Annotated in this window: 19 protein-coding genes; 6 read left to right on the plus strand and 13 right to left on the minus strand. The window is 71.4% G+C overall.

What is annotated here, in order from left to right:
- Positions 1 to 30: 30 nt before the first annotated feature.
- A complete protein-coding gene (locus KZ829_RS23285) occupies positions 31 to 957 on the plus strand; it encodes an SMP-30/gluconolactonase/LRE family protein (protein ID WP_220146042.1) in 927 nt (308 codons plus the stop codon).
- Here the strand turns inward: KZ829_RS23285 and KZ829_RS23290 are convergent.
- Positions 927 to 3077, minus strand: coding sequence for a HelD family protein (locus KZ829_RS23290; protein WP_220146043.1), 2151 nt, complete (start codon positions 3075 to 3077; stop codon positions 927 to 929). The two genes, KZ829_RS23285 and KZ829_RS23290, sit on opposite strands and share 31 nt — an antisense overlap.
- Positions 3078 to 3265: 188 nt before the next feature.
- The gene (locus tag KZ829_RS23295) at positions 3266 to 4219 is read right to left on the minus strand and encodes an alpha/beta fold hydrolase (protein WP_220146044.1); all 954 of its coding nucleotides are present in this window, start codon (positions 4217 to 4219) and stop codon (positions 3266 to 3268) included.
- A 180-nt stretch (positions 4220 to 4399) separates the two neighbouring features.
- On the opposite strand from KZ829_RS23295, the gene KZ829_RS23300 reads away from it, so the two are divergent.
- The gene (locus KZ829_RS23300) at positions 4400 to 5017 is read left to right on the plus strand and encodes a carbonic anhydrase (RefSeq protein WP_220146045.1); all 618 of its coding nucleotides are present in this window, start codon (positions 4400 to 4402) and stop codon (positions 5015 to 5017) included.
- A 67-nt stretch (positions 5018 to 5084) separates the two neighbouring features.
- On the opposite strand, the gene KZ829_RS23305 is transcribed toward KZ829_RS23300, so the two are convergent.
- Positions 5085 to 5411: a hypothetical protein gene (locus KZ829_RS23305; RefSeq protein WP_183226133.1), complete on the minus strand. Its 327-nt coding sequence runs from the start codon at positions 5409 to 5411 to the stop codon at positions 5085 to 5087.
- Between the two features lie 246 nt (positions 5412 to 5657).
- On the opposite strand from KZ829_RS23305, the gene KZ829_RS23310 reads away from it, so the two are divergent.
- Positions 5658 to 6149 carry a DUF3145 domain-containing protein gene (locus KZ829_RS23310; protein ID WP_220146046.1) on the plus strand — a complete coding sequence of 164 codons (492 nt, stop codon included), beginning with the start codon at positions 5658 to 5660 and terminating at the stop codon, positions 6147 to 6149.
- Between the two features lie 94 nt (positions 6150 to 6243).
- The gene (locus KZ829_RS23315) at positions 6244 to 7971 is read left to right on the plus strand and encodes a glycoside hydrolase family 3 protein (RefSeq protein WP_220146047.1); all 1728 of its coding nucleotides are present in this window, start codon (positions 6244 to 6246) and stop codon (positions 7969 to 7971) included.
- A gap of 418 nt (positions 7972 to 8389) precedes the next feature.
- Here the strand turns inward: KZ829_RS23315 and KZ829_RS23320 are convergent, their stop codons facing one another.
- From KZ829_RS23320 to KZ829_RS23345, 6 genes are all read right to left on the minus strand, one after another.
- Positions 8390 to 9670: an acyl-CoA carboxylase subunit beta gene (locus KZ829_RS23320; protein WP_443611885.1), complete on the minus strand. Its 1281-nt coding sequence runs from the start codon at positions 9668 to 9670 to the stop codon at positions 8390 to 8392.
- 92 nt (positions 9671 to 9762) lie between these two features.
- Positions 9763 to 10989: a beta-ketoacyl-ACP synthase II gene (gene fabF, locus KZ829_RS23325; RefSeq protein ID WP_220146048.1), complete on the minus strand. Its 1227-nt coding sequence runs from the start codon at positions 10987 to 10989 to the stop codon at positions 9763 to 9765.
- A gap of 1 nt (position 10990) precedes the next feature.
- Positions 10991 to 11233: an acyl carrier protein gene (locus KZ829_RS23330; RefSeq protein ID WP_183226129.1), complete on the minus strand. Its 243-nt coding sequence runs from the start codon at positions 11231 to 11233 to the stop codon at positions 10991 to 10993.
- A 56-nt stretch (positions 11234 to 11289) separates the two neighbouring features.
- Positions 11290 to 12240 carry a beta-ketoacyl-ACP synthase III gene (locus tag KZ829_RS23335; RefSeq protein WP_188121591.1) on the minus strand — a complete coding sequence of 317 codons (951 nt, stop codon included), beginning with the start codon at positions 12238 to 12240 and terminating at the stop codon, positions 11290 to 11292.
- Positions 12237 to 13166, minus strand: coding sequence for an ACP S-malonyltransferase (locus KZ829_RS23340; RefSeq protein WP_204295238.1), 930 nt, complete (start codon positions 13164 to 13166; stop codon positions 12237 to 12239). Before KZ829_RS23340 ends, KZ829_RS23335 begins: the two co-directional genes overlap by 4 nt.
- Before the next feature lie 159 nt (positions 13167 to 13325).
- Positions 13326 to 14480 (minus strand): PucR family transcriptional regulator, encoded by a 1155-nt coding sequence (locus tag KZ829_RS23345; protein WP_204295245.1) that lies wholly within the window; start codon positions 14478 to 14480, stop codon positions 13326 to 13328.
- Positions 14481 to 14806: 326 nt separating this feature from the next.
- Between KZ829_RS23345 and KZ829_RS23350 the strand changes: the two genes are divergently transcribed.
- Both KZ829_RS23350 and KZ829_RS23355 read left to right on the plus strand, forming a co-directional pair.
- On the plus strand, positions 14807 to 15031 hold the full coding sequence (locus KZ829_RS23350; protein WP_183226126.1) for a hypothetical protein: 225 nt from the start codon (positions 14807 to 14809) through the stop codon (positions 15029 to 15031).
- Between the two features lie 68 nt (positions 15032 to 15099).
- The gene (locus KZ829_RS23355; protein ID WP_220146049.1) at positions 15100 to 15696 is read left to right on the plus strand and encodes a TetR/AcrR family transcriptional regulator; all 597 of its coding nucleotides are present in this window, start codon (positions 15100 to 15102) and stop codon (positions 15694 to 15696) included.
- Here KZ829_RS23355 and KZ829_RS23360 read toward each other — a convergent pair.
- The 4 genes from KZ829_RS23360 to KZ829_RS23375 all read right to left on the minus strand — a co-directional run bounded on the left by KZ829_RS23360 (position 15677) and on the right by KZ829_RS23375 (position 21435).
- Entirely contained in the window at positions 15677 to 16339 is a 663-nt protein-coding gene (locus KZ829_RS23360; protein ID WP_220146050.1) for a hypothetical protein, read from the minus strand. The two genes, KZ829_RS23355 and KZ829_RS23360, sit on opposite strands and share 20 nt — an antisense overlap.
- 296 nt (positions 16340 to 16635) lie before the next feature.
- Positions 16636 to 18045: a glutamate--tRNA ligase gene (gene gltX / locus KZ829_RS23365; protein ID WP_220146051.1), complete on the minus strand. Its 1410-nt coding sequence runs from the start codon at positions 18043 to 18045 to the stop codon at positions 16636 to 16638.
- A gap of 77 nt (positions 18046 to 18122) precedes the next feature.
- Positions 18123 to 20861: a pyruvate dehydrogenase (acetyl-transferring), homodimeric type gene (aceE, locus tag KZ829_RS23370; RefSeq protein WP_220146052.1), complete on the minus strand. Its 2739-nt coding sequence runs from the start codon at positions 20859 to 20861 to the stop codon at positions 18123 to 18125.
- A gap of 169 nt (positions 20862 to 21030) precedes the next feature.
- On the minus strand, positions 21031 to 21435 hold the full coding sequence (locus tag KZ829_RS23375; protein WP_220146053.1) for a secondary thiamine-phosphate synthase enzyme YjbQ: 405 nt from the start codon (positions 21433 to 21435) through the stop codon (positions 21031 to 21033).
- Positions 21436 to 21489: the final 54 nt, after the last annotated feature.

Here is a 21489-nt window from a genome sequence, read left to right on the forward strand (position 1 = left end):
TGACCCGTTCCGCATCGGAAAGGAAGTTTCGTGCTTCGACGTACCCTTGCGAACGTTCTCTGCCTCACCGCGTGTGCGGTGACCGTAACCGCCGCACCCGCCTCGGCGGCCCTGACCAGCCCACTAACCAGCACAATCACCCTGCCGAGCGGCTTCCAGCCGGAGGGGATCGCGATCGGTGGGAAGCCCTACGCCTACTTCGGCTCCCGCGTCGACGGCGACATCTACCGCGCCGATCTGCGGACCGGAGAGGGCGCCGTGTTCAGCGAGGGCCCGGGGACCGCCTCGCTGGGCCTCAAGATCGACGACGGCCGGCTCTTCGTGGCCGGCGGCGCGGGCGGCGACGCCCGGGTCATCGACCTGGGCACCGGCCGGGTCATCCGGTCCTACCAGCTGCAACCGGTGGGCTCGACCACGTTCATCAACGACGTGATCGTCACCGATGAGGCCGCCTGGTTCACCGACTCGCGCAACCTCGTGCTGTTCAAGGTGCCCTTCGGCCGGCACGGCAAACTGCCCGGGGCGGCCACCGCGGTCCCGCTCACCGGCGACATCGCGCTGCTGACCGGCAACAACGCCAACGGCATCAGCCGGACGCCGGACGGCCGCGGCCTGATCATCGTGCAGTCCAACACCGGATTCCTGTTCCGGGTCTCCTACTCCGGCGTCACGTCACGCATCGACGTCGGGGACACGCTGCTCACCAACGGCGACGGCCTCTGGCTCCGCGGCCGCAACCTCTACGTGGTGCAGAACCGGCTCAACCAGATCGCCGAGATCAGGCTGAACCGGTCCGGGACGACCGGGACCCCGGTGTCGGTGACCACCGACCCGAGCTTCGACGTGCCGACCACCATCGCCGAGTACCGCGAGCGCTTCTACCTCCCGAACGCCCGCTTCACCACCCCGCCGACCCCGGAGACCACCTACGACGCGGTCTCCGTGCCGATCCCCTGAGGAAGCCAGCCGGGGTTCGTGCCCACCGTGGTCAGTCGCTGCGTCGCGCGGGACAGGGCCACGTAGAGGGTGCGGACCCCGGCCGGGTCGGTCGCGATCTGCGACGGCTCGACCAGCACGACGGCGTCGTACTCCATGCCCTTGGCCTCCAGCGCGGTCACCACCTGGACCCGCTCCGGCAGCCCGGCCACCCAGCCGGCCACCTCGTCGTGCCGCGGCACCGGCATGATCACGCCGATCGTGCCGTCCACCTCGGCGAGCTGCTTCTCGGTCAGCTCCCGCACCGCCTCCGGAAGACCGCCGGTGGTCACCGACACATCGGCCGGTTCGACGCCGGTGCTGCGCACCGCGGAGGGCAACGGCAGATCCGGCATGATCGTACGGATGACGCGCGCCGCCACCTCGAAGATCTCCGACGAGTTCCGGTAGTTCGTGGTCAGCGCGTAGCTGTTGCGCTTGCGGCTGCCCAGCGCGCGTTCGCGGGCCCGGTCCAGCTCGTCCAGGTCGCCGGACCACGCGGTCTGTGCCGGGTCGCCGACGATCGTCCAGGACGCGTACTGCCCGCGCCGCCCGATCATGCGCCACTGCATCGGCGTCACGTCCTGCGACTCGTCGACGACCACGTGCGCGAACTCCCGGTAGTCCTCCTCGCGCCGCACCTGCTGGGCGCGGGCCGCCGCCTGCCGGTCCGCGAACGTGCTGACCTCCTGGATCCCGTCCCGGACGTGGAACGGGTTCTTCGTCTTCCGCTGCGGCTGCCGGGGTCGGCCCATCAGCTCGTCCAGCTCGTCCAGCAGCGCCACGTCGGAGATCGTCGGCCCGTGCTCGCCCAGCGCGTCGAACGAGCCCTGCAACGCGGCGATCTCGTCCCGGGAGAGCAGCCCGTTCGCGTACGCCCGGAGCCGTCTCGGGTCGGCCAGCCAGCGCAGCACCCGCATCGGGGTGAAGCGTGGCCACCACGCCTTCAGGAACTCCCGGAAGTCGTTGCGGTCGGCCAGCTCCGACTCGAACTCCTTCTTCTCCGGCAGCCCGGTCACCCGCGCCTCCCGGGCCTGCGCCCAGAGCGCGTCGAAGACCCGGTCGAAGCCGTGCCCGCGGACCTCGTTGCGCCGTGCCCCGCGTTGCAGCACCTTGCGCCGGATCTGGTCCAGCGCCTGCGCGTCCAGCCGCAGCAGCGTGCCCCGGTAGAGCAGGCGCAGCTCGGTCGGCGCACCCGGCACCGCGTCGTGCGAGGCCCGCTCCAGCACCCGCCGCATCCGCAGCGAGCCCTTGATCGCGGCCACCTCGCCGGAGTCGACCCGGGTGGCGTCGTAGCCGGGCACCAGCGAGCCGAGCGAACGCAGCGTCGCCGTCTCCTCGCCGAGCGACGGCAGGACGGTCGCGATGTACTCCACGAAGACGCCGGACGGGCCCACCACCAGGATCCCGCCGCCCGCGAACCGGCTGCGGTCCGAGTAGAGCAGGTAGGCCGCCCGGTGCAGCGCCACCGCGGTCTTCCCGGTGCCCGGTCCGCCGGTCACGATCGTCACACCGGAGGCGGGGGAGCGGATCGCCTCGTCCTGCTCGCGCTGGATGGTGGCGACGATGTCCCGCATCCCGCGGCCGGTCGCCTTCGCCAGGCTGGCCAGCAGCGCGCCGTCACCGACCACGCGCATGCCGTCGGGGGCCGCGTCCGGATCGAGGAGGTCGTCCTCGATGCCGATGACCTTCTCCCGGCTGGACTGGATCATGCGGCGCCGGACCACACCGAGCGGCTCGGCCGCGGTGGCCCGGTAGAACGCCGCCGCGGCCGGCGCCCGCCAGTCCACCACCAGCGGTTTCGAGCCGTCGTCGCGGATGCCCATCCGGCCCACGTAGTGGGTGGCGCCGGTCTTGAGATCGAGGCGGCCGAAGACGAGCCCCTCGTACTCCGTGTCGAGGGCGTGCCGGCGGCGGGCCGCGTGGAAGACCATCGCGTCGCGCTCCACCAGCGCCCCGAAGGTGCCCACCCCGGCCAGGCGGTAGCCCTCCTTCTCGGCACGGGAGGCGTCCCGGCGCAGTTCGACGAGGCGGGCGTAGACGCGGTCCACGTGCTGCTGCTCGACCGCGATCTCCTGTTGCAGGACGGTGGTGTCGCTCAAGTCCGCTGTTCTCCCTCTCATGGCGCACCACCAAAGCGCGTTCGGCGCGAAGGGGGCAATCGAACTTACTCCTACGCCCCGGTCCGCGTCGAACGAGCCCCGGCGTCACCCCGTGGTCGGAACTTCCCAGGATCCTCGCCGAAACCTCGCGAGATGTGTATTTCCGGAGGAAACGATCGGGGTGGACCCTAGGCGGCGCGGGAGCAGCGGCTCGGGCGTGTCATCGCGCGCCGGGACCGCTTGGCGTCCCGGGCGGCCCGGCGGACGATCGCGACCAGCGCCTCCGACACCTCCGCCGGCCGCTCCAGCGGGAGCATGTGCCCGGCCCCGGCCAGCACGGTCAGCCGGGCCCCGGTGAGCGCCCCGGCGATCGACTCCGCGCAGGCCGGCGGGGTGAGCCGGTCCCGGTCGCCGACCAGCACCGTGGCCGGCATCCCGCTCAGCTCGGCCAGCGTGTCCAGCCGCAGCTGGGCGCCGATCGACTCGCGGAAGCCACCGATCGACCGCAGCGGCGCCCGGCCCAGGCTGCGCATGGTCAGCAGCATGGCCTCCTCGGCGCAGTCGTCACCGAAGAGCAGCCAGCGCAGGGCCGGCCGCAGCGCGGGCAGCACGGCCCGGTGCGGGCGCCAGGTGCCGGAACGGGCGAGCAGCCCCGCCCCGAAGGTCTCGCCGGCCCGCAGCAGGTTGGCCAGGCTGCCGGGCAGTCCGTACCGGGTGTGGGTGTGGCCCTCGGCGGTGGTCGAGATCAGGAGCAGGCCGGCCACCCGCGCGGCGAACTCGCCGGGATGGCGGTGGGCGTACTCCATGATCGTCATCCCGCCCATCGAATGCCCGGCCAGAACGACCGGGCCGGTTGGCGCGCAGCGGCGGATCACCTCGGCCATGTCGTCGCCGAGCCGGGCCAGCGTGGCCTCGCGCAACCGGGTGGCGCCGGACCGGCCGTGGCCGCGGGTGTCGAAGGCGATCACCCGTGGGGCCCGGCGGCCCATCCCGGCGAGAGCGGTGATCTGGTGCTGCCAGGTCCGGCGGTCGAGGCACCAGCCATGCGCCAGCACCACGGTGACCTGGGCGTCCTGGGGGCCGGAGATCGACACATGCAGCTTGACGCCGTCGGTCGTGGTGATCTCTGAACGCGTCTGCATGGGTACCTCCGTGATGGTCACGGTCCCCGTTTACCCACGGGTAATAATCATCACTCGCGATCATCGCGATTACCAGCGCGTTTCGATCCGATTTCCGGCTGACGCGGGCCGAAGGCCTCTGGACCGTGAGTTAGCTCGCAAACACTGTTGCGAACCGCCGGGCCGACGAGAATCACCTTCATGACGGCCACTCGCGATGCCCAGGTCAGCACGCCCGCAGCCGCCTTGAGCGAGCTCATCTCGGGCAACAAACGTTTCGTCTACGGCCACCCCCGCTACGGCCACGACGTCGCTCAGGCGGCGGCCACCGCGCAGGGGCAGAAGCCGCACTCGCTGGTTTTCGGGTGCATCGACTCCCGGGTGCCGCTGGAGGCGATCTTCGATCAGTCGTTCGGCTCGATCTGTGTGGCCCGTTCCGGGGCGCACGTGCTGGACCGCTCGCTGATCGGCTCGATCAACTTCGCGGTGACCGAGCTGGGCGTCGCGCTGATCCTGGTGGTCGGGCACAAGCGCTGCGGCGCGGTGCACGCCACCGTGCAGGCGCTGCGGGACGGCGCCACCCCGGGCAGCGACTCGGGCTCGGTCGGCTACCTGGTGGACCAGCTGGCGCCGGCCGTGCACGAGGTGGGGCTGGACGACGAGGACGCCGCGGAGAAGGCGATCCGCAAGCACGTCGCGCGTACGGCGGAGCGGCTGCGCGAGAACCCGGATCTGGCCGGGGAGATCGCCGCCGGCCGCGTCCGGGTGGTCGGCGCCGTCTACGACCTGGACAGCGGATGGGTCGAATTCCTCGACTGATCTTGTGCTGATCATGCGAAAAGGCGCCTCCCGGGAAAACCGGGAGGCGCCTTTTCGATGCGCTTGCTCAGCCCTCGAAGACGCCGGCGTCCACGAGACGCTTCTCGACGTCGGCCCAGCCGTGCTCCGGGTTGACGGTGTTCAGGCTGGTCAGCTCAGCACGGATCTTGGCACCGTGACCGGCGGCCGCCAGCACCCGGATCTCCTCGACGAACGCGTCCGAGTTGGTCTGCAGGTGCGTGGTCTTGCCGTTGGTCAGGTTGCGCACATACGCGAAGCGTCCGTTGGCGAGCGGGATGAGGTATTTGTACTCACCGAGCACGCTGAGGGCGCCACCGCTGCCCTGGCCGGCGCGGACTGATGCGCGGGCGGTCTTTGAAGTGTTGCTCGCCACGGCGGTACTCCTTGAAGGAAAGCTGAAAAGGCAGAAAAAAGGCCGTGGCAACTCTACACGACGGCACCGGGACCATACCGTCGGAGCAGGTAACGGCGTTGGGCAGGGTATGCCACTACGGCCGCTCCCATAGTCGATGTTGCGGATTCTCTGGCGCACCGTCCGTACCACCCGGCATCATGGGACACGATCAACCGCGGGTCGAGGTCGTAGGGGAAGACGCACCTCGGTCTCCGGGAGGTCACCGTGCCAACGTGTGGCGTCGTATACGTCCACTCGACCCCACTCGCCGTGTGCCAGCATGTCGAGTGGGCGATCGCGCGCGTCCTGACCGCGCCGGTCAATCTGCAATGGACCGTGCAACCGGTCGATCCGAGCATGCGCCGAGCCGAGTGCAGCTGGACCGGTCGCGCCGGTACTGGCGCCGAGCTGGCTGCTGCCCTGCGACAGTGGCCCATGATCCGATTCGAGGTCACCGAGGAACCCAGCCCGGGTGTCGACGGGGAGCGGTTCATGCACGTCCCCGGCCGTGGGCTGTTCCACGGGGTGACGGGCGCTTCGGGTGACATCCAGATCGGTGAGGACCGGCTGCGCGCCATCATGTCCTCGGTCCGTGCGCCCGAGGCGCTGTCGCATGCGCTGGAGAAGGCGCTGGGCACCGCGTGGGACGTCGAGCTGGAGCCCTACCGTTACGCCGGTGACGGTGCGCCGGTGACCCTGCTCACCCGGGTCGGCTGACCGTCTTGCACCCGGCTACCAGGGCAAAACTGCCTGAACCGTGCCCAAAGCGCGGGTGGGGGTCAAGTAGCGACGTTTGCCGTGAACTGGTTCGATGGCGATCGTGAAGACTCTGTCGCGCGCTCTCGTCGTACCTCTGCTCCTGCTTCTCGGAGCATGTGGCGACGAGCCGGCGCCGACCCCGGCCGCGACTGGATCCGTCCCTCCGGCGGCGAGCGTCCCGCCGTCGGCGCCCGGCGCCCCCGTGGGCGACCCGGCCGCGCGGGCCGCCGAGGTGGTCGCCCGGCTCAGTGACGAGGACCTGGCCGGGCAGGTGCTGATGCCCTACGCCTACGGCAGCTCGGCCACCGCGGTCGACCCGGACAACGCGAAGGCCAACCAGGGCCTGGCCGGCGTCGACACCCCGGCCGAGATGATCACGAAGTACCGGCTCGGCGGCCTCATCCTGGTCGGATTCACCGTGGACGACCCGACCAGCAAGACCAACCCCACCACCAACGTGGAGAACCCGAAGCAGGTCCGCGAGCTCACCGCCGGGCTCCAGCAGGCGGCCGCGGGACTGCCCGCCACCGCGCCGCTGATGATCGGCATGGACCAGGAGTACGGCGTCGTCACGCGGGTCGCCGACGGGGTCACCATGCTGCCGTCCGCGATGGCGTTCGGCGCCGCCCGGGAACCGGCCCTCACCGAGGCGGCCTGGCACGCCGCCGGCGAGGAACTCGCCGCGATGGGCATCACCGTCGACTTCGCCCCGGTCGCCGACACGCTGAACACCGGCGGCGGGGGCGTGATCGGATCACGCTCCTTCGGCAGTGACGCCAGGGTGAACGCCGGACAGGTCGCCGCCGCGGTCCGCGGCCTCCAGTCGGCCGGGGTCGCCGCGACGCTCAAGCACTTCCCCGGGCACGGTCACACCACCGCCGACAGCCACAGCGAGCTGCCGCTGATCGGCCAGAGCCGCAGGACGTGGGAGACGCAGGACATGCCGCCGTTCCGCTCCGGGATCGAGGCGGGCGCCGGCCTGGTCATGTCCGGCCACCTGAACCTGGCCTCGGTCGACAAGGGCGTCCCGGCCACCTTCTCCCACAAGATCATGACCGATGTGCTGCGCGGGCAGCTCAAGTTCACCGGGGTGGCCGTCACCGACGCCATGAACATGGCCCCCGCCAAGAAGTGGCCGGCCGGCGAGGCGGCCGTGCGGGCCCTCAACGCCGGCAACGACATGCTGCTGATGCCACCGGACATCGGCGCGGCCCGGGACGGCATCCTGGACGGCCTGAAGACCGGCAGCCTCAAGCGGGAACGCCTCACCGAGGCGGTCACCCGCATCCTCACCCTCAAGTTCACCACCGCGCTCACCCCGCAGCCGGACCTCACGGTGGTCGGTTCCGCGGCCCACGAGAAGGCCGTCGCCGCCGCCGATGCCGCCGCCGTCACGATCCTGCGGGGCCGGTGCGCCGGGCCGCTCACGACCGGGCCCGTCTCGGTCACCGCCCCGGCCAGCCGCGAGGTCGCCCGGACCAACCTGATCAAGGCCCTCCAGGCGGCCGGCGTCCCGGTCCAGACGGCCGGCGGCACGGTCATCCACCTGACCGGCTACGGCGACGAGCGAGTCGATCTCAACGACCGGGCGGCGATCACCGTGATGATGGACTCGCCCGGCCTGCTCGCGGCGGCCACCTCGCCGACGCTGATCGCCACCTACTCGTCGAGCAGGCTCTCCATGGAGGCGCTCGCCGCGGTGATCGCCGGAAAGGCCGCGGCGCCGGGCCGGTCACCCATCGCGGTCGGCAAACTCCCCCGGACCGCCTGCGCCGCTTAGACCCGTTCCGGTACGGGTGACCCCGCCCTCCGCCGAGATTCCCCGTCCCGCCCGCTCCGCGCGAGCAGGCTGCCGGGTCGCGCCCGTGCCGCGCCCGCCGGGCTGAGCTCGGTGGTCCGGCTCCCCGCGCGACCTGGCCGCGGGTCCAGGCCGTAGCGCGCCCGCCGGCCAGGAGATCCACTTCGGCTGGCCGCCAGGGCGGTCTCGCGGCCCGCGAGACAGCCCCAGCGCCAGCCGGGGTCGTGCCAGGGCTGTCCTCAATGCGTTTGGGGCAGCCCCCAGGGTCGGCCGGGACCACCGATCTCCGCCCGGCGGGCGCGGCACAGGCTGGACCCGGCAGATGCTCGCGTGGCGCCGGCGGGACGGCCGCAATACGGCGGGGCGGCGTCACGCGTACCGGAAATGGGGTTCGGTGGTTTCAGAGGGGGATGCTGCCGTGGGCGCCCCGGCCGGCGGGGGCGGCGGCCAGGGCCAGCGCGATGCGGCGGCGGGTGTGGGTGGGCTCAATCACCGCGTCGACCACGCCGATCTCCACCGCCCGGTCTATGCCGCCGGTCTGGGCCGACTCGTGGGTGGCCAGGTGCTCACGGACGCGGGCGCGTTCGCCGGGTGGGGTGGCGGCGAGGCGTTTGCGGTGCAGGACGTTCACGGCGGCCTCGGGGGTCAGGGCCGCCACCTCGGCGGTGGGCCAGGCGAAGACGGCGGTGGCGCCGAGGGCGCGGGAGTTCATGGCGATGTAGGAGCCGCCGTAGGCGCGGCGGGTGACCAGGGTGACCCGGGGCACCACCGCTTCGGCGAAGGCGTGCAGGAGCTTGGCGCCGCGGCGGACCACGCCGTCCCAGTCGCGGCCGGGGCCGGGCAGGTAGCCGGGAGTGTCGGCCAGGACGATCAGCGGGACGGCGAGGGCGTCGCACATGCGGACGAAGCGGGCGGCCTTCTCCGCGGCGTCGGCGTCCAGGGAGCCATCCAGGGCGATGGGATTGTTCGCGACCACGCCTACCGTGCGGCCGGCGAAACGGCCCAGGACGGTGACGATGTTCGGCGCCCAGTCGGCGTGCAACTCCGTGCCGGCAGCGTCGAACAGGGCCTGGACCAGCGGTTTCACGTCATAGGGCAGGTCCGGGGAGGACGGCAGGAGAGTGTCCAGGGAACCGCCGGCCCGGCTGCCGGGGGTCACGTCGTCGGGGGAGAGGCGGCCCTGGCGGCCCAGTAGGAGGATCATCTCGCGGGTCCGGCCCAGGGCTGCGGCGTCGTTCTCGGCGGTCAGATGGACCACCTCGGAGCCGGTCGCGCCGGAGCGACCGGAGGGGGCGTCGCCGGTCACGAAGACCCGGCCCGCCCGGCTCGCGATCACGATGTCGGTGAGGGCCGGACCGTACGCGGCGCTGCCCAGCGCCGGGCCGAGCACCGCGGAGATCTGCGGCACCCGGCCGGACGCCCGGACCATGGCCGCGAAGACCTGGCCGGCGCCGTCCAGCGCGACCACGCCCTCGGCCAGGCGGGCGCCGCCGGAGTGCCAGAGGCCGGCGACCGGGACGCGGTCGCGGACCGCGGTGTCGATCGCCGTGACGATGCGCCGGCAGCCGGCCAGGCCCAGTGCGCCGCCCATCCGGGTGGCGTCGGTGGCGAAGGCGACCGCCGGTGTCCCGTCGACCTGGCCGCGCCCGTGCAGCACGCCCGAGTCGTCCTTCGCCGCCAGCAGCCGAAGCGTGCCGCGGTCGAAGAGCGCCTTGAGCCGTTGTTCCGGATCGCGGTGGTCGACGGGATCGGTGTGACCGGAGGGGATCAGCGTCAGACCTTGGTGAAGATCAGTGCCACGTTGTGGCCGCCGAAGCCGAACGAGTTGTTCATCGCCGCGCGGATGTCCGCGGTCCGGGCCTTGTGGGCCGCGACCTCCAGGTCGAGGCGCTCGTCGGGTTCGTCGAGGTTGATCGTCGGAGGGATGATGCCGTCCCGGAGGGCCAGGATGGTGGCGATCGACTCGAGCGCGCCGGCCGCGCCGAGCAGATGGCCGGACATCGACTTGGTCGACGTCAGGATGGGGTGCGTCCCGACGGATGCCTTGATGCCCTTGATCTCGCCCATGTCGCCGACCGGGGTCGAGGTGGCGTGGGCGTTCACGTGGTGGATGTCGGCTCCGGTCAGCCCGGCGTCCTGGATGGCCATCCGCATGGCGCGGATGCCGCCCCGGCACTCCGGGTCGGGCTGGACGATGTCGTACCCGTCCGAGGTGATGCCCGCACCGGCGAGTCGCGCGTAGATCCGGGCGCCACGGGCCACGGCGTGATCGGCCCGCTCCAGGATCAGCGCGCCCGCGCCCTCACCGAGGACGAAGCCGTCCCGGTTCTTGTCCCACGGGCGGGACGCCTTCTCCGGCTCGTCGTTGCGGGTCGACATGGCCCGCATCGAGGCGAAACCGGCGAGCGGCAGCGGGTGCACCACGGCCTCGGTGCTGCCGGCCACCACCACGTCGGCCCGGCCGGCGCGGATCAGGTCGAGCCCGAGCGCGACCGCCTCGGCGCCGGTGGCGCAGGCGCTGGCCATGGCCCGGACACCGGCGCGGGCGCCGAGTTCCAGACCGATGTACGCGGCCGGTCCGTTCGGCATGAGCATCGGCACGGTGTGCGGGCTGACCCGCCGCGGCCCCGACTTCTCCAGGATGTCGTCCTGTTCGAGGGTGGTGATCGCACCCCCTATGCCGGTGCCGTAGCTGACCGCGAGCCGTTCCGGGTCGAGCCCCGAGTCGGCCAGGCCGGAGTCGGCCCAGGCCTCCTTCGCCGCGATCAGCGCCATCGCCTCGGCCCGGTCCATCCGGCGCAGCTTGACCCGCTCGATGACCTCGATGGGCTCGACGGCGAGCTGGGCGGCGATGCGGACCGGGAGTTGGCCGGCCCACTCCTGGGTGAGAGGACTCACCCCGGAGCGGCCGGCGAGCATTGCGTCCCAGGTGGACGCGACGTCCCCGCCCAGCGGGGTCGTCGCGCCGAGCCCGGTGACGACGACGTCTACGGTGCTCATGTCAGTGGTTCGCCTCGATGTAGCTGACGGCGTCGCCGACGGTCTTGAGGTTCTGCACCTCGTTGTCGGGGATCTTGACGCCGAACTTCTCCTCGGCGGCCACCACGACCTCGACCATGGACAGCGAGTCGACGTCCAGGTCGTCGGTGAAGGACTTCTCCTCGGCGACGTCGTCCGGGTTCACCCCGGCGACCTCCTCGAGGATCTCGGCGAGGCCGGAGGTGATCTCTGTGCGAGTTGCCATTGTGGGAATCTTTCCTCTCGATGGTGCGGTTTGGCGACGGTCAGGTGACGTCCGTGCTAAGGGCAGCGGACGACCTGGCCGGCGTAGGTGAGGCCACCGCCGAAGCCGAACAGCAGCACCGGCGCCCCGGAGGGCACCTCCCGCCGCTCGATCAGCTTGGACAGGGCCAGCGGGACGCTCGCCGCGGACGTGTTGCCCGACTCGACGAGGTCCTTGGCGACGATCACGTCCGGGCCCAGGCCGAGCCGCTTGACGATGCCGTCGATGATCCGGGTGTTGGCCTGGTGCGGGACGAAGGCGGCCAGCTCGGACGGCTCGATGCCGGCCCGCTTGCAGACCTCGATCGCGAACGGCGCGAGGGCGGTGGTGGCCCAGCGGAAGACCGTCTGGCCCTCCTGCTTGATGTAGGGCTGCCAGCCCGCGATGGTCAGGGCGTCGCCCTTGTCCGGGGCGGAACCCCACAGCACCGGGCCGATCGCGGCCTCCTCGCCGTCCGGGACGGCGCTGACCACGGCCGCGCCCGCCGCGTCGGCGAACAGGACGGCGGTGGTGCGGTCCGACCAGTCGACCACGTCGGAGAGCTTTTCGGCGCCGATGACCAGGGCGTTGCGGGTCGCGCCGGCCCGGATCGCGTGGTCCGCGGTGCCCAGCGCGTACGAGAAGCCGGAGCAGGCGGTGTTCAGGTCGAAGGCGGCCGGGGCGGCGATGCCGAGCCGGGCCGCGACCCGGGTCGCCACGTTCGGGCAGCGGTCGACCGCCGAGCAGGTGGCGACCACGACCATGTCGATGTCGGCCGCGGTGAGCCCGGAGGCGGCGAGTGCCTTCTCCGCCGCCCAGGTGGCCATGTCGGCGACCGACTCGGTGCCGGCGATCCGGCGCTCGGCGATGCCGACCCGGTCCCGGATCCACGCGTCGTTGGTGTCCAGCGTACGGGCCAGGTCGTCGTTGGTAACCACGCGCGAGGGCTGGTAGTGCCCCATCGCGACGATGCGGGAACCCGCGGTCATCGTGTTTCTCCTTCGTGGCGGGCGATCAGGTCGAGAGCGGCGGGCAGGTCGTCCGGGGTGTTGAGCGTGACGATCTCCGGGGCTCCGTCGCCCTTGAGTTCGCGCTTGACCAGGCCCGCGAGGGTGCCGGCGGGGGGCAACTCGATGATGCCCGTGACGCCGAGCTCCTTGAGGGTGCGCATGCACAGGTCCCAGCGGACCGGGGCGGTGACCTGACGGACCAGACGCTGGATGATCTCCGCGCCGTCCGTCACCGCCGTGCCGTCGGAGTTCGACAGCAGGGTCCGGACCGGATCATGCGCGACAACCTTACCCGCGGCGGTGGCCAGAACGGCCTCGGCGGAAGCCATGTAGGGGGTGTGGAACGCGCCCGCTACGGGTAGCGCGATGACCCGGGCGCGGGCCGGTGGCTCGGCGGCGAACTCGGCGAGCGCGGGCAGCGCGCCGGCGGCGACGATCTGGCCGGCGCCGTTGCGGTTGGCCGGGTGCAGGCCGTGCTTCTCGATCGCGGCGACCACCTCCTCGGGGTCACCGCCGAGGACCGCGCTCATCCCGGTCGGCTCGAGGGCGCAGGCGGCGGCCATCTCCCGGCCGCGGATCCCGGCCAGGGTGATCGCGTCCTCCGGCGACAGCACACCGGCCAGGGCGGCCGCGCCCAGTTCGCCGACGCTGTGGCCGGCGACCAGCCGGACGCCGGCCAGTGGCAGGTGCTCACCGGCCAGCAGGGCGGCGGCGACCAGCAGCGGCTGCGTCCGTGCGGTGTCCTTGATCTCGTCGGCCCCGGCCTCGGTGCCGAGATGAACCAGGTCGACGCCGGCGAGCGCGGACCATCCACGGAGACGGGACTCCGCGTCCGGGAGGTCGAGCCAAGGAGTCAGGAAGCCGGGCTTCTGCGAGCCCTGGCCTGGCGAGAGTACGGCGAGCACGTCTTCGACTCTTCCGGATCGGAGGCCTTTGCGCGGTAGCCGGGCACGACCAAACCCTACGACCAGCATTGTAGGGTTCCTACAAAACAGGGGCCTACTTGGGCAACTTTCACCCCATTCGTGACTACCGCGATCGTGTCTGATGGTGCGAGATCCGGCTCACGTCCCGGGGTCGAGGCGTCCCACCGTGAGGGCCATCCGCAGGGCGAAGGCGTCCCGGCCGTCCAGCGGGGAGAGGGCGGTGACCTCGGCGACCCGGCGCAGGCGGTAGCGGACGGTGTTCGGGTGGACGTAGAGCTCGCGGGCCGCGCTCTCCAGCACCCCGCCGGAGGCGAAGAACGCGTCCAGGGTCTCCAGCAGGCCGCTGCCGGCCCGGGTCAGCGCCCCGAAGACGTCGTGGCGCAGCTTGCGCCGGGCGTCCATGTCCCCGGAGAGGGCGCGCTCCGGCAGCAGGTCGTCGGCGGCCACCGGGGACGGCGCCCCGGGCCAGGCCGGCGCGGCCCGGAAACCGGCCAGCGCGGCGCGCGCCGACTCGGTGGCCTGGTCCAGGGACGGCACGGCCGGGCCGACCACCACCGGTCCCTCGCCGAACCCGCCGCTGAGCGCGGACGCGGCCGCCACCGGGTCGGTGGCGCCGCCGACCACGACCACCAGACGATCGCCGTGCACGCCGGCGATCACCTCGAGCCGGGCACGGCGGGCGGCCCGGTAGACGGCGTGCAGCACCGCGGTGACGTCGCCGCCGGGGGACCGGCCCACCACCACGGCCACCGGCGGCGCGTCCGCCCAGCCGAGCGCGGCGGCCCGGCTGGCCAGTACGTCCGACGAGTCGCCGCGCAGCAGGGCGTCCACCAGCAGGGCCTGGAGCCGGGCGTCCCAGGCGCCGCGGGACTCGGCGGCCCGCGCGTAGACCCGGGCCGCGGAGAACGCGATCTCCCGGGAGAAGCGCAGGATCGCCTGGATCAGGGCCTCGTGCTCGGCCGGCTCGGCGAAGCCGGGCACCTCGGCCTCGGCCACGTCGACCGTCACCTTGATCAGCTGGACGGTGTGGGTCAGCGTGATCACCCGGGCCAGCGCCCGGGGGGCGGCGGCGAACACCTCGTCGGAGATCTCGGTGCTGGCGGCGACCGTGCCGCCGGAGCGCAGCCACTCGACGAGCGACCGGACGCCGGCCTGTGCGACGAGCATCACCCAGGAGCGCTGGTCGGCCGGGAGCGCCCGGAACCACGGCAGCGTCTCATCCATGCGGGCCACGGCGGCGCTGGCGAGTGCGCCGGCGTGCCGTTCGATCCGGCGCAGAGTGCCGGGGAGCAGCGGATTCGCCGGCGTCTCCGGTCGCCCGGAAGGCGCGGGAGTGGCGCCGGTCTCAGTTTCTGCCACTGGCACAGCGTGCCACGGCGCCGCGGGTGTCCGGCATCCGGATGACAGGTGACGGAAGCGGAGACGGCATGCATTTTAGGGGTTTTTATGACATTCGACCGGCGTAGCGGTGCGCCTCTCCCGCGATTTCGGTCGGTGACCTGGCAAGGTGTCGGACTAGTGCGCTTCGGACCGGGGGTTAACGCCGGGCGTCACGGTGCCGATGAGGAAGCGGTGCCGGGAGCAGCCCGGTGCCGTGGGTATGTGATCGAGGAGGCGAGATGATGGAACGGGACGACGCGTTCGCGTACACCGACAGGGATCCCGCCCTCGACGACCTGCCGGCAGTGTCGCCGGCCGACGAGGAGCAGATCAGCGACCCGGGCACCGGACGGGTCGGATGCCGCACCGAACTGCGCGGCTGGGCCGGGGCCCACCTGCACGGCGCGGTCCGCCCACGCCGCCGGGCCGCCGGACGGGGGCGCCCACCGGGCCGCTGGTGCTGAGTCTCGTACGGGTGAGTGGCGGGCGCGTTTCCCCGTCCTGAGCGGCCCGGCCTGGTCAGGTGGAAACGGTGGACGACAAGAGACGGCAGATTCTCGACCAGGCACTCGCGCTGGTCGACGAGCGCGGGCTGGCCGCCATGTCGATGCGGGCGGTGGCCGAACGGGTCGGGCTCACCTCGATGGCGCTCTACCCGTACGTCGGGGGGAAGGACGCCCTCCTCGACGGACTGGTGGATCTGCTGCACCTGGAACTGGGTGCGGCGTTCGGCGACGACCTCGCGAGCATCGGCTGGCGGCAGCGGCTGTGCGCGCTGGGCCGGGCGGTCCGCTCGCTGGCCCGGGCCCATCCCAGCGCCTTCCCGCTGCTGCTGAACCGCTCCGCGGCCGGCCCGTCGGCGGCCTGGCTCACCGGAGCGCTCCAGGGCGTCCTGAGCGACGCCGGGGTGCCCGGGCCGGACGTGCCCCGGATCGCCCGGATGATCTGCGCCTTCCTGCTCGGCTACACGACCGGCGAGGTGACCGGCGGGCTGCCCGGATCGACCCCGGAAATGCTGGAGGGCGCCGCCGAGTTCGACGCCGACCTGGAGGACCTGGTCCGCCTGGTGGAGAACTCGGCAGCGCCCGCCACCGCTCAGGAGAGCGCGATCACACTCGGCGGCGAATGAGGAACGCCATGCCCGCCAGACCGGTCAGGATGACCAGCAGGACCGCGCCGTTGAGCAGGAACAGCCGGCGCATCTCGGTGAACGCCTCGGACATCTCCTCGACCGGGTTCACCTCGGCCCGGAGGTCCTCCCCGACACCACCGCCGATGCCGCCGTGCACCACGTCCGGTTTGGTCTCCAGCGGGGCGCCGGCGAGCCGCAGCGCCTCCGGCATGGACATCCGGCCGTAGAACCAGCCCTCGGTCTTCTTCCCGGACGGCTGCTTGGCCGGCCGATGCGCCCGCGGGCCGCCGGCGGCCAGAGGGTACAGGTGGTAGATCTGGTTCGGCGCGTCCTTGACCAGCAGGGTCACCGTGTATTTCGGCCCCAGCTTCGCCGCCTTCGGCGCCGACGTCGACGCCGTGGCCGTGGCGAGCCAGCCGACCTCGCTGACCAGCATCTCGAAGAGCTGCGGCCGCTCGTCCTCCCGGACCAGGACCGGCTCCGGGATGTCCGTGCCGGTGAGCTGAAGCGCCGTCGGCTTCGGTGGCGCCTTCGGCGCGGCCCGCACCGCCCCCGGCGCCGCCCCGACCGCCAGCGCGAGCGCCACGGCAAGCGCCGTCACCGCTGACGCCAGCCTCCTGATCGTCGTCCCCCGCACCATCCGACCTCCCCGCCCGTGGATGGACATGGCCCCACTCAACCTGCTGCTCGTGCCCGGCGGTGGAGCCGTGCACGGCCCAGGCCTCCAGCCTTCCCGGACACCGGCCCGGCCGCATCTCGAGGCAGGGTGAATTGGAGCCATGTGGGGGATGGCCGCGGAGACGGAACGGCCGTTGATCAGCGGCCGAATAGTACCCACCTCGCGCAAACGGCGGGGGTGGTGGTCACCCTCGTGACGGAGAGCATCACCGATTTCGGCGACCAGCTGTGGCAACCGGTCGCCGAATGCGGTAAGCGTCAGCTCAGACGCGCGCGAGCTGCGGAGATGCGAGCCAGTGTCCGCTCGCGGCCGAGCAGCTCGATCGACTCGAACAGCGGCAGGCCGACCGTGCGGCCGGTCACCGCCACCCGTACCGGTGCCTGAGTCTTGCCCAATTTGAGACCTCGCGCCTCACCGACCTGCTCGAGCGTGGTCTTGAGGGCCTCGGCCGACCAGTCGGTCAGGGCGGCGAAGGCGGCCGCCGTGCCGTCCAGGATGTCGTCCGCGCCGTCCTTCATCGCCTTCGCCCAGGACGCCTCGTCGTGCACCGGCTCGTCGAGGAAGAGGAAGTCGACGTTGTCGACGATCTCGGAGAGCACCCCGATCCGGGTCTGGGCGAGCGGGGCGATCGCGGCGAACACGTTCGCGTCGAAGGCGGCCGGCGACCACGGCGGGGCCGGGATCGTCTCGGTGCCGGTCAGCCACGGCGCGCACACCTGGGTGAACTCGCTCACGGTCAGCGCCCGGATGTACTCCCCGTTGAAGGCGCGCAGCTTCTTGACGTCGTAGAAGGCCGGGGCGTGGTTGACGTCCTCGATCCGGAACTCCTCCTCGATCACCGACCACGGGACGATCTCCCGGTCGCCGGTGGGCGCCCAGCCGAGCAGCATCAGGTAGTTGCGCATGGCGGCGGCCAGGTAGCCCTCGTCCCGGTACTGCTCGAGAGCGACCTTGTCGCGGCGCTTGGACAGCTTCTGCCGCTTCTCGTTGACGATCACCGGGACGTGGCCCCAGACCGGCGGCGTGGCGCCCAGCGCCTCCCACAGCAGCTGCTGCTTCGGCGTGTTCGGCAGGTGCTCCTCGGCACGGAACACGTGGGTGATGCCCAGGCTCATGTCGTCGACCACGTTGGCCAGCAGGAAGACCGCCGAGCCGTCGCTGCGGGCGATGACGAAGTCCTCGATCAGCCGGTTCTCGAAGGTGGGCTTGCCGCGGACCAGGTCCTCGACCACCGTCTCGCCCTCGTCGGGAGTCCGGAAACGCAGCGCGCGGCCCTCACCCGGGCCGAGTGCCCGGTCACGGCAGAAGCCGTCGTAGCCGGTGTGCTTGTTGCCCGAGCGGGCCACCACGTCGTCGCGGGTGCAGTCGCAGTAGTACGCCCGGCCCTCGCCGTACAGCCGGGTGGCGGCGGCGGTGTGATCGGCCGCGTAGGACGACTGGAAGTGGGGACCCTCGTACGCCCCGCGTTCGATGCCGATCCAGTCGAGCGCCGAGATGATGCCCTCGGTCCACTCGGGCCGGTTACGGGCTGCGTCGGTGTCCTCGATCCGGAGCACGAAGACACCGCCGTGCTGCTGGGCGTAGATCCAGTTCTGCAGCGCGGTGCGGGCGCCGCCCACGTGGAACATGCCGGTCGGAGAGGGAGCGAAGCGTACGCGAACAGTCACCGCCCCAGACTACCGACGTGGACGAGTGAGTTACGGGGAAGGGCCCGCGCTCGGAACCGAACGCGGGCCCAGCCCTCTTAGGAGTCGCCGCCGGTCTCGCCGACCGGAGCCGCGTTGACGTCGTCGATCGCGTACTTCTTGGCCGCCTCGGCCGGAACGTGCGCCGGCACCAGGCCCCGCAGCGCCAGCTCGCGCAGTGTCGCCACGGTGACCGACTCGCCGTCCACGTGGAAGTGGCGGCGCAGGGCGTGCCGGGTGTCGCTCATGCCGAACCCGTCGGTGCCCAGCGAGGTGTAGCCGTTCGGCACCCAGCGGGCGATCAGGTCGGGCACCGCCCGCATCCAGTCGCTGACCGCCACCGACGGACCCTCGGTCGCCTCCAGCTTCTGCTGGATGTACGGCTTGCGCGGGGTGTCGCCCGGGTGCAGCAGGTTGTGCTCCTCGGCCTCGATGGCGTCGCGGCGCAGCTCGGTCCAGGAGGTGACCGACCAGACGTCGGCGCTCACCCCCCAGTCCTGGGCGAGCAGCTCCTGAGCCTTGAGCGCCCACCGCATGCCGGTGCCGGAGGCGAGCAGCTGCGCCTTCGGGCCCTCCTTGAGCGAGTTCTCGCTGAACCGGTAGATGCCCTTGAGCAGTCCCTCGGTGTCGAGGCCGGCCGGCTCGGCGGGCTGGATCGCCGGCTCGTTGTAGATGGTGAGGTAGTAGAAGATGTTCTCCTGCTTCTCGCCGTACATGCGGTGCAGGCCGTTCTCCATGATGTGCGCGATCTCGAACCCGAAGGCCGGGTCGTAGGACACCACGGCCGGGTTGGTCGCCGCGATCAGCAGCGAGTGCCCGTCCTCGTGCTGGAGGCCCTCACCGTTGAGCGTGGTCCGGCCGGCGGTGGCGCCGAGCAGGAAGCCGCGGGTCATCTGGTCGGCGGCCGCCCACAGCTCGTCGGCGGTGCGCTGGAACCCGAACATCGAATAGAAGATGTACAGCGGGATCATCGGCTCGTCGTGCGTCGCGTACGACGTGCCGGCCGCGATGAAGCTCGCCGTGGAACCCGCCTCGTTGATGCCCTCGTGCAGGATCTGGCCGTTCGTGGCCTCCTTGTAGGACAGGAACAGCTCCCGGTCCACGGAGGTGTACGTCTGACCGTGCGGCGAGTAGATCTTCTTGGTCGGGAAGAGCGAGTCCATGCCGAAGGTCCGGGCCTCGTCCGGGATGATCGGCACCCAGCGGGCCCCGAACTCCTTGTCCCGCATGAGGTCCTTGAGCAGCCGGACGAACGCCATCGTGGTGGCGATCTTCTGCTTTCCGCTGCCGCCCTTGAGGCCGCTGAACGCCTTCGAGTCCGGGATCGCCAGCGACTTCGCCTTGGTCCGCCGGGTCGGGATCGACCCGCCCAGCTCACGACGGCGCTCGACCATGTACTGGAACTCGTCGGACTTCTCGCCGGGGTGGTAGTACGGCGGGAGGTACGGGTTCTCCTCGAGCTGCTTGTCGCTGATGTCGAGGTAGAGGCGGTCCCGGAAGCCCTTCAGGTCCTCCAGGGTCAGCTTCTTCATCTGGTGCGTGGCGTTGCGGGCCTCGAAGTGCGACCCGAGCGTCCAGCCCTTGACCGTCTTGGCCAGGATCACGGTCGGCTGGCCGGTGTGCTCGGTGGCCGCCTTGTACGCCGCGTACAGCTTGCGGTAGTCGTGCCCGCCGCGCTTCAGGTTCCAGATCTCGTCGTCGGTCATGCCCTCGACGAGCTTGCGGGTCCGCGGGTCACGGCCGAAGAAGTGCTCCCGCACATACGCCCCGGACTCGCCCTTGTAGGTCTGGTAGTCGCCGTCGGGCGTCACGTTCATCAGGTTGACCAGCGCGCCGTCGGTGTCGCCGGCGAGCAGGCCGTCCCACTCGCGGCCCCAGACGACCTTGATCACATTCCACCCGGCGCCGCGGAAGAAGGCCTCCAGCTCCTGGATGACCTTGCCGTTGCCGCGCACCGGGCCGTCGAGGCGCTGGAGGTTGCAGTTGACCACGAAGGTGAGGTTGTCCAGCTCCTCGCGGGCGGCCAGGCCGATCGCGCCGAGCGACTCGACCTCGTCCATCTCGCCGTCGCCGAGGAACGCCCAGACACGCTGCTGGCTGGTGTCCTTGATGCCGCGGTTGTGCAGGTAGCGGTTGTACCGGGCCTGGTAGATCGCGTTCAGCGGGCCGAGACCCATGCTGACCGTCGGGAACTCCCAGAAGTTCGGCATGAGACGCGGATGCGGGTACGACGGGAGGCCGCCACCCGGGTGCGACAGCTCCTGCCGGAAACCGTCGAGCTGGTGGGTGGTGAGCCGGCCCTCGAGGTAGGCCCGTGCATACATACCTGGGGAGGCGTGGCCCTGGTAGAAGATGTGGTCGCCACCGCCCGGGTGGTCCTTGCCCCGGAAGAAGTGGTTCATGCCGACCTCGTAGAGGCTGGCGCTCGACGCGTACGTCGAGATGTGACCGCCGACGCCGATCTCCGGGCGCTGCGCCCGGTGCACCAGCATCGCCGCGTTCCACCGGATGTAGGCCCGGATCCGCCGCTCGACGAACTCGTCGCCGGGGAACCAGGGCTCGTGCTCCGGCGGGATGGTGTTGATGTAGTCGGTGGACGTCAGTGGCGGAACGCCGACCTGTCGCTCCCGGGCCTTCTCGAGAAGGCGCAACATCACATAACGGGCTCTCTTAGCGCCTCGTTCGTCGATGACTCCGTTGAGCGACTCGACCCATTCGTTGGTCTCTTCAGGGTCGATGTCGGGAAGCTGGCTCGGCAGGCCATCGCTGATCACCGGGCGCTTGCGCTCCGTGGCCACAGGCAATCCTCTAGGTGTGAGTGACGGGATCCGTGCGACCCAAGGTGGCGAATCGCTCGGAATAGGTCTCCATCCTGCCCCCTCGCGGTGTGACTCGTCACGCCTACCGGCCGTCTCAGCGATGCTCGACACACGTACTGACCAGTAACTTTGTGACCCGGCGGGGACGTCAGCCCTTGACGAACGAGAAACGCACCTGACGGGACGGATTGTCGCCGTTCGGGTCGACCAGGCAGATCGACTGCCACGTGCCGAGCGCGATCTGGCCGTCGATCACCGGCAGAGTGGCGTACGGGGCGATCCACGCCGGAAGGACGTGGTCCCGGCCGTGCCCCGGCGAGCCGTGCCGGTGCTGCCACCTGTCGTCGGTGGGCAGCAGCTCGCCGATCGCGGTCAGCAGGTCGTCGTCCGAGCCGGCCCCGGTCTCGATGATCGCCACCCCGGCGGTCGCGTGCGGGACGAAGACGTGCAGCAGACCGTCCTTCTCGGACCGGACGAACCGGGCCGCCTCCCGGGTGATGTCCGTGACGGTGGCGGAGCGGCCGGTCCGGACGGTGATCACTTCAGTGCGCATCCGCCGACCCTAACGAGACCTTCTCAGGACGGTGGAGAACGAGCCGCCGAGCTG

It is taken from the genome of Actinoplanes hulinensis (assembly GCF_019429605.1).
Lineage (GTDB): Bacteria > Actinomycetota > Actinomycetes > Mycobacteriales > Micromonosporaceae > Actinoplanes > Actinoplanes campanulatus.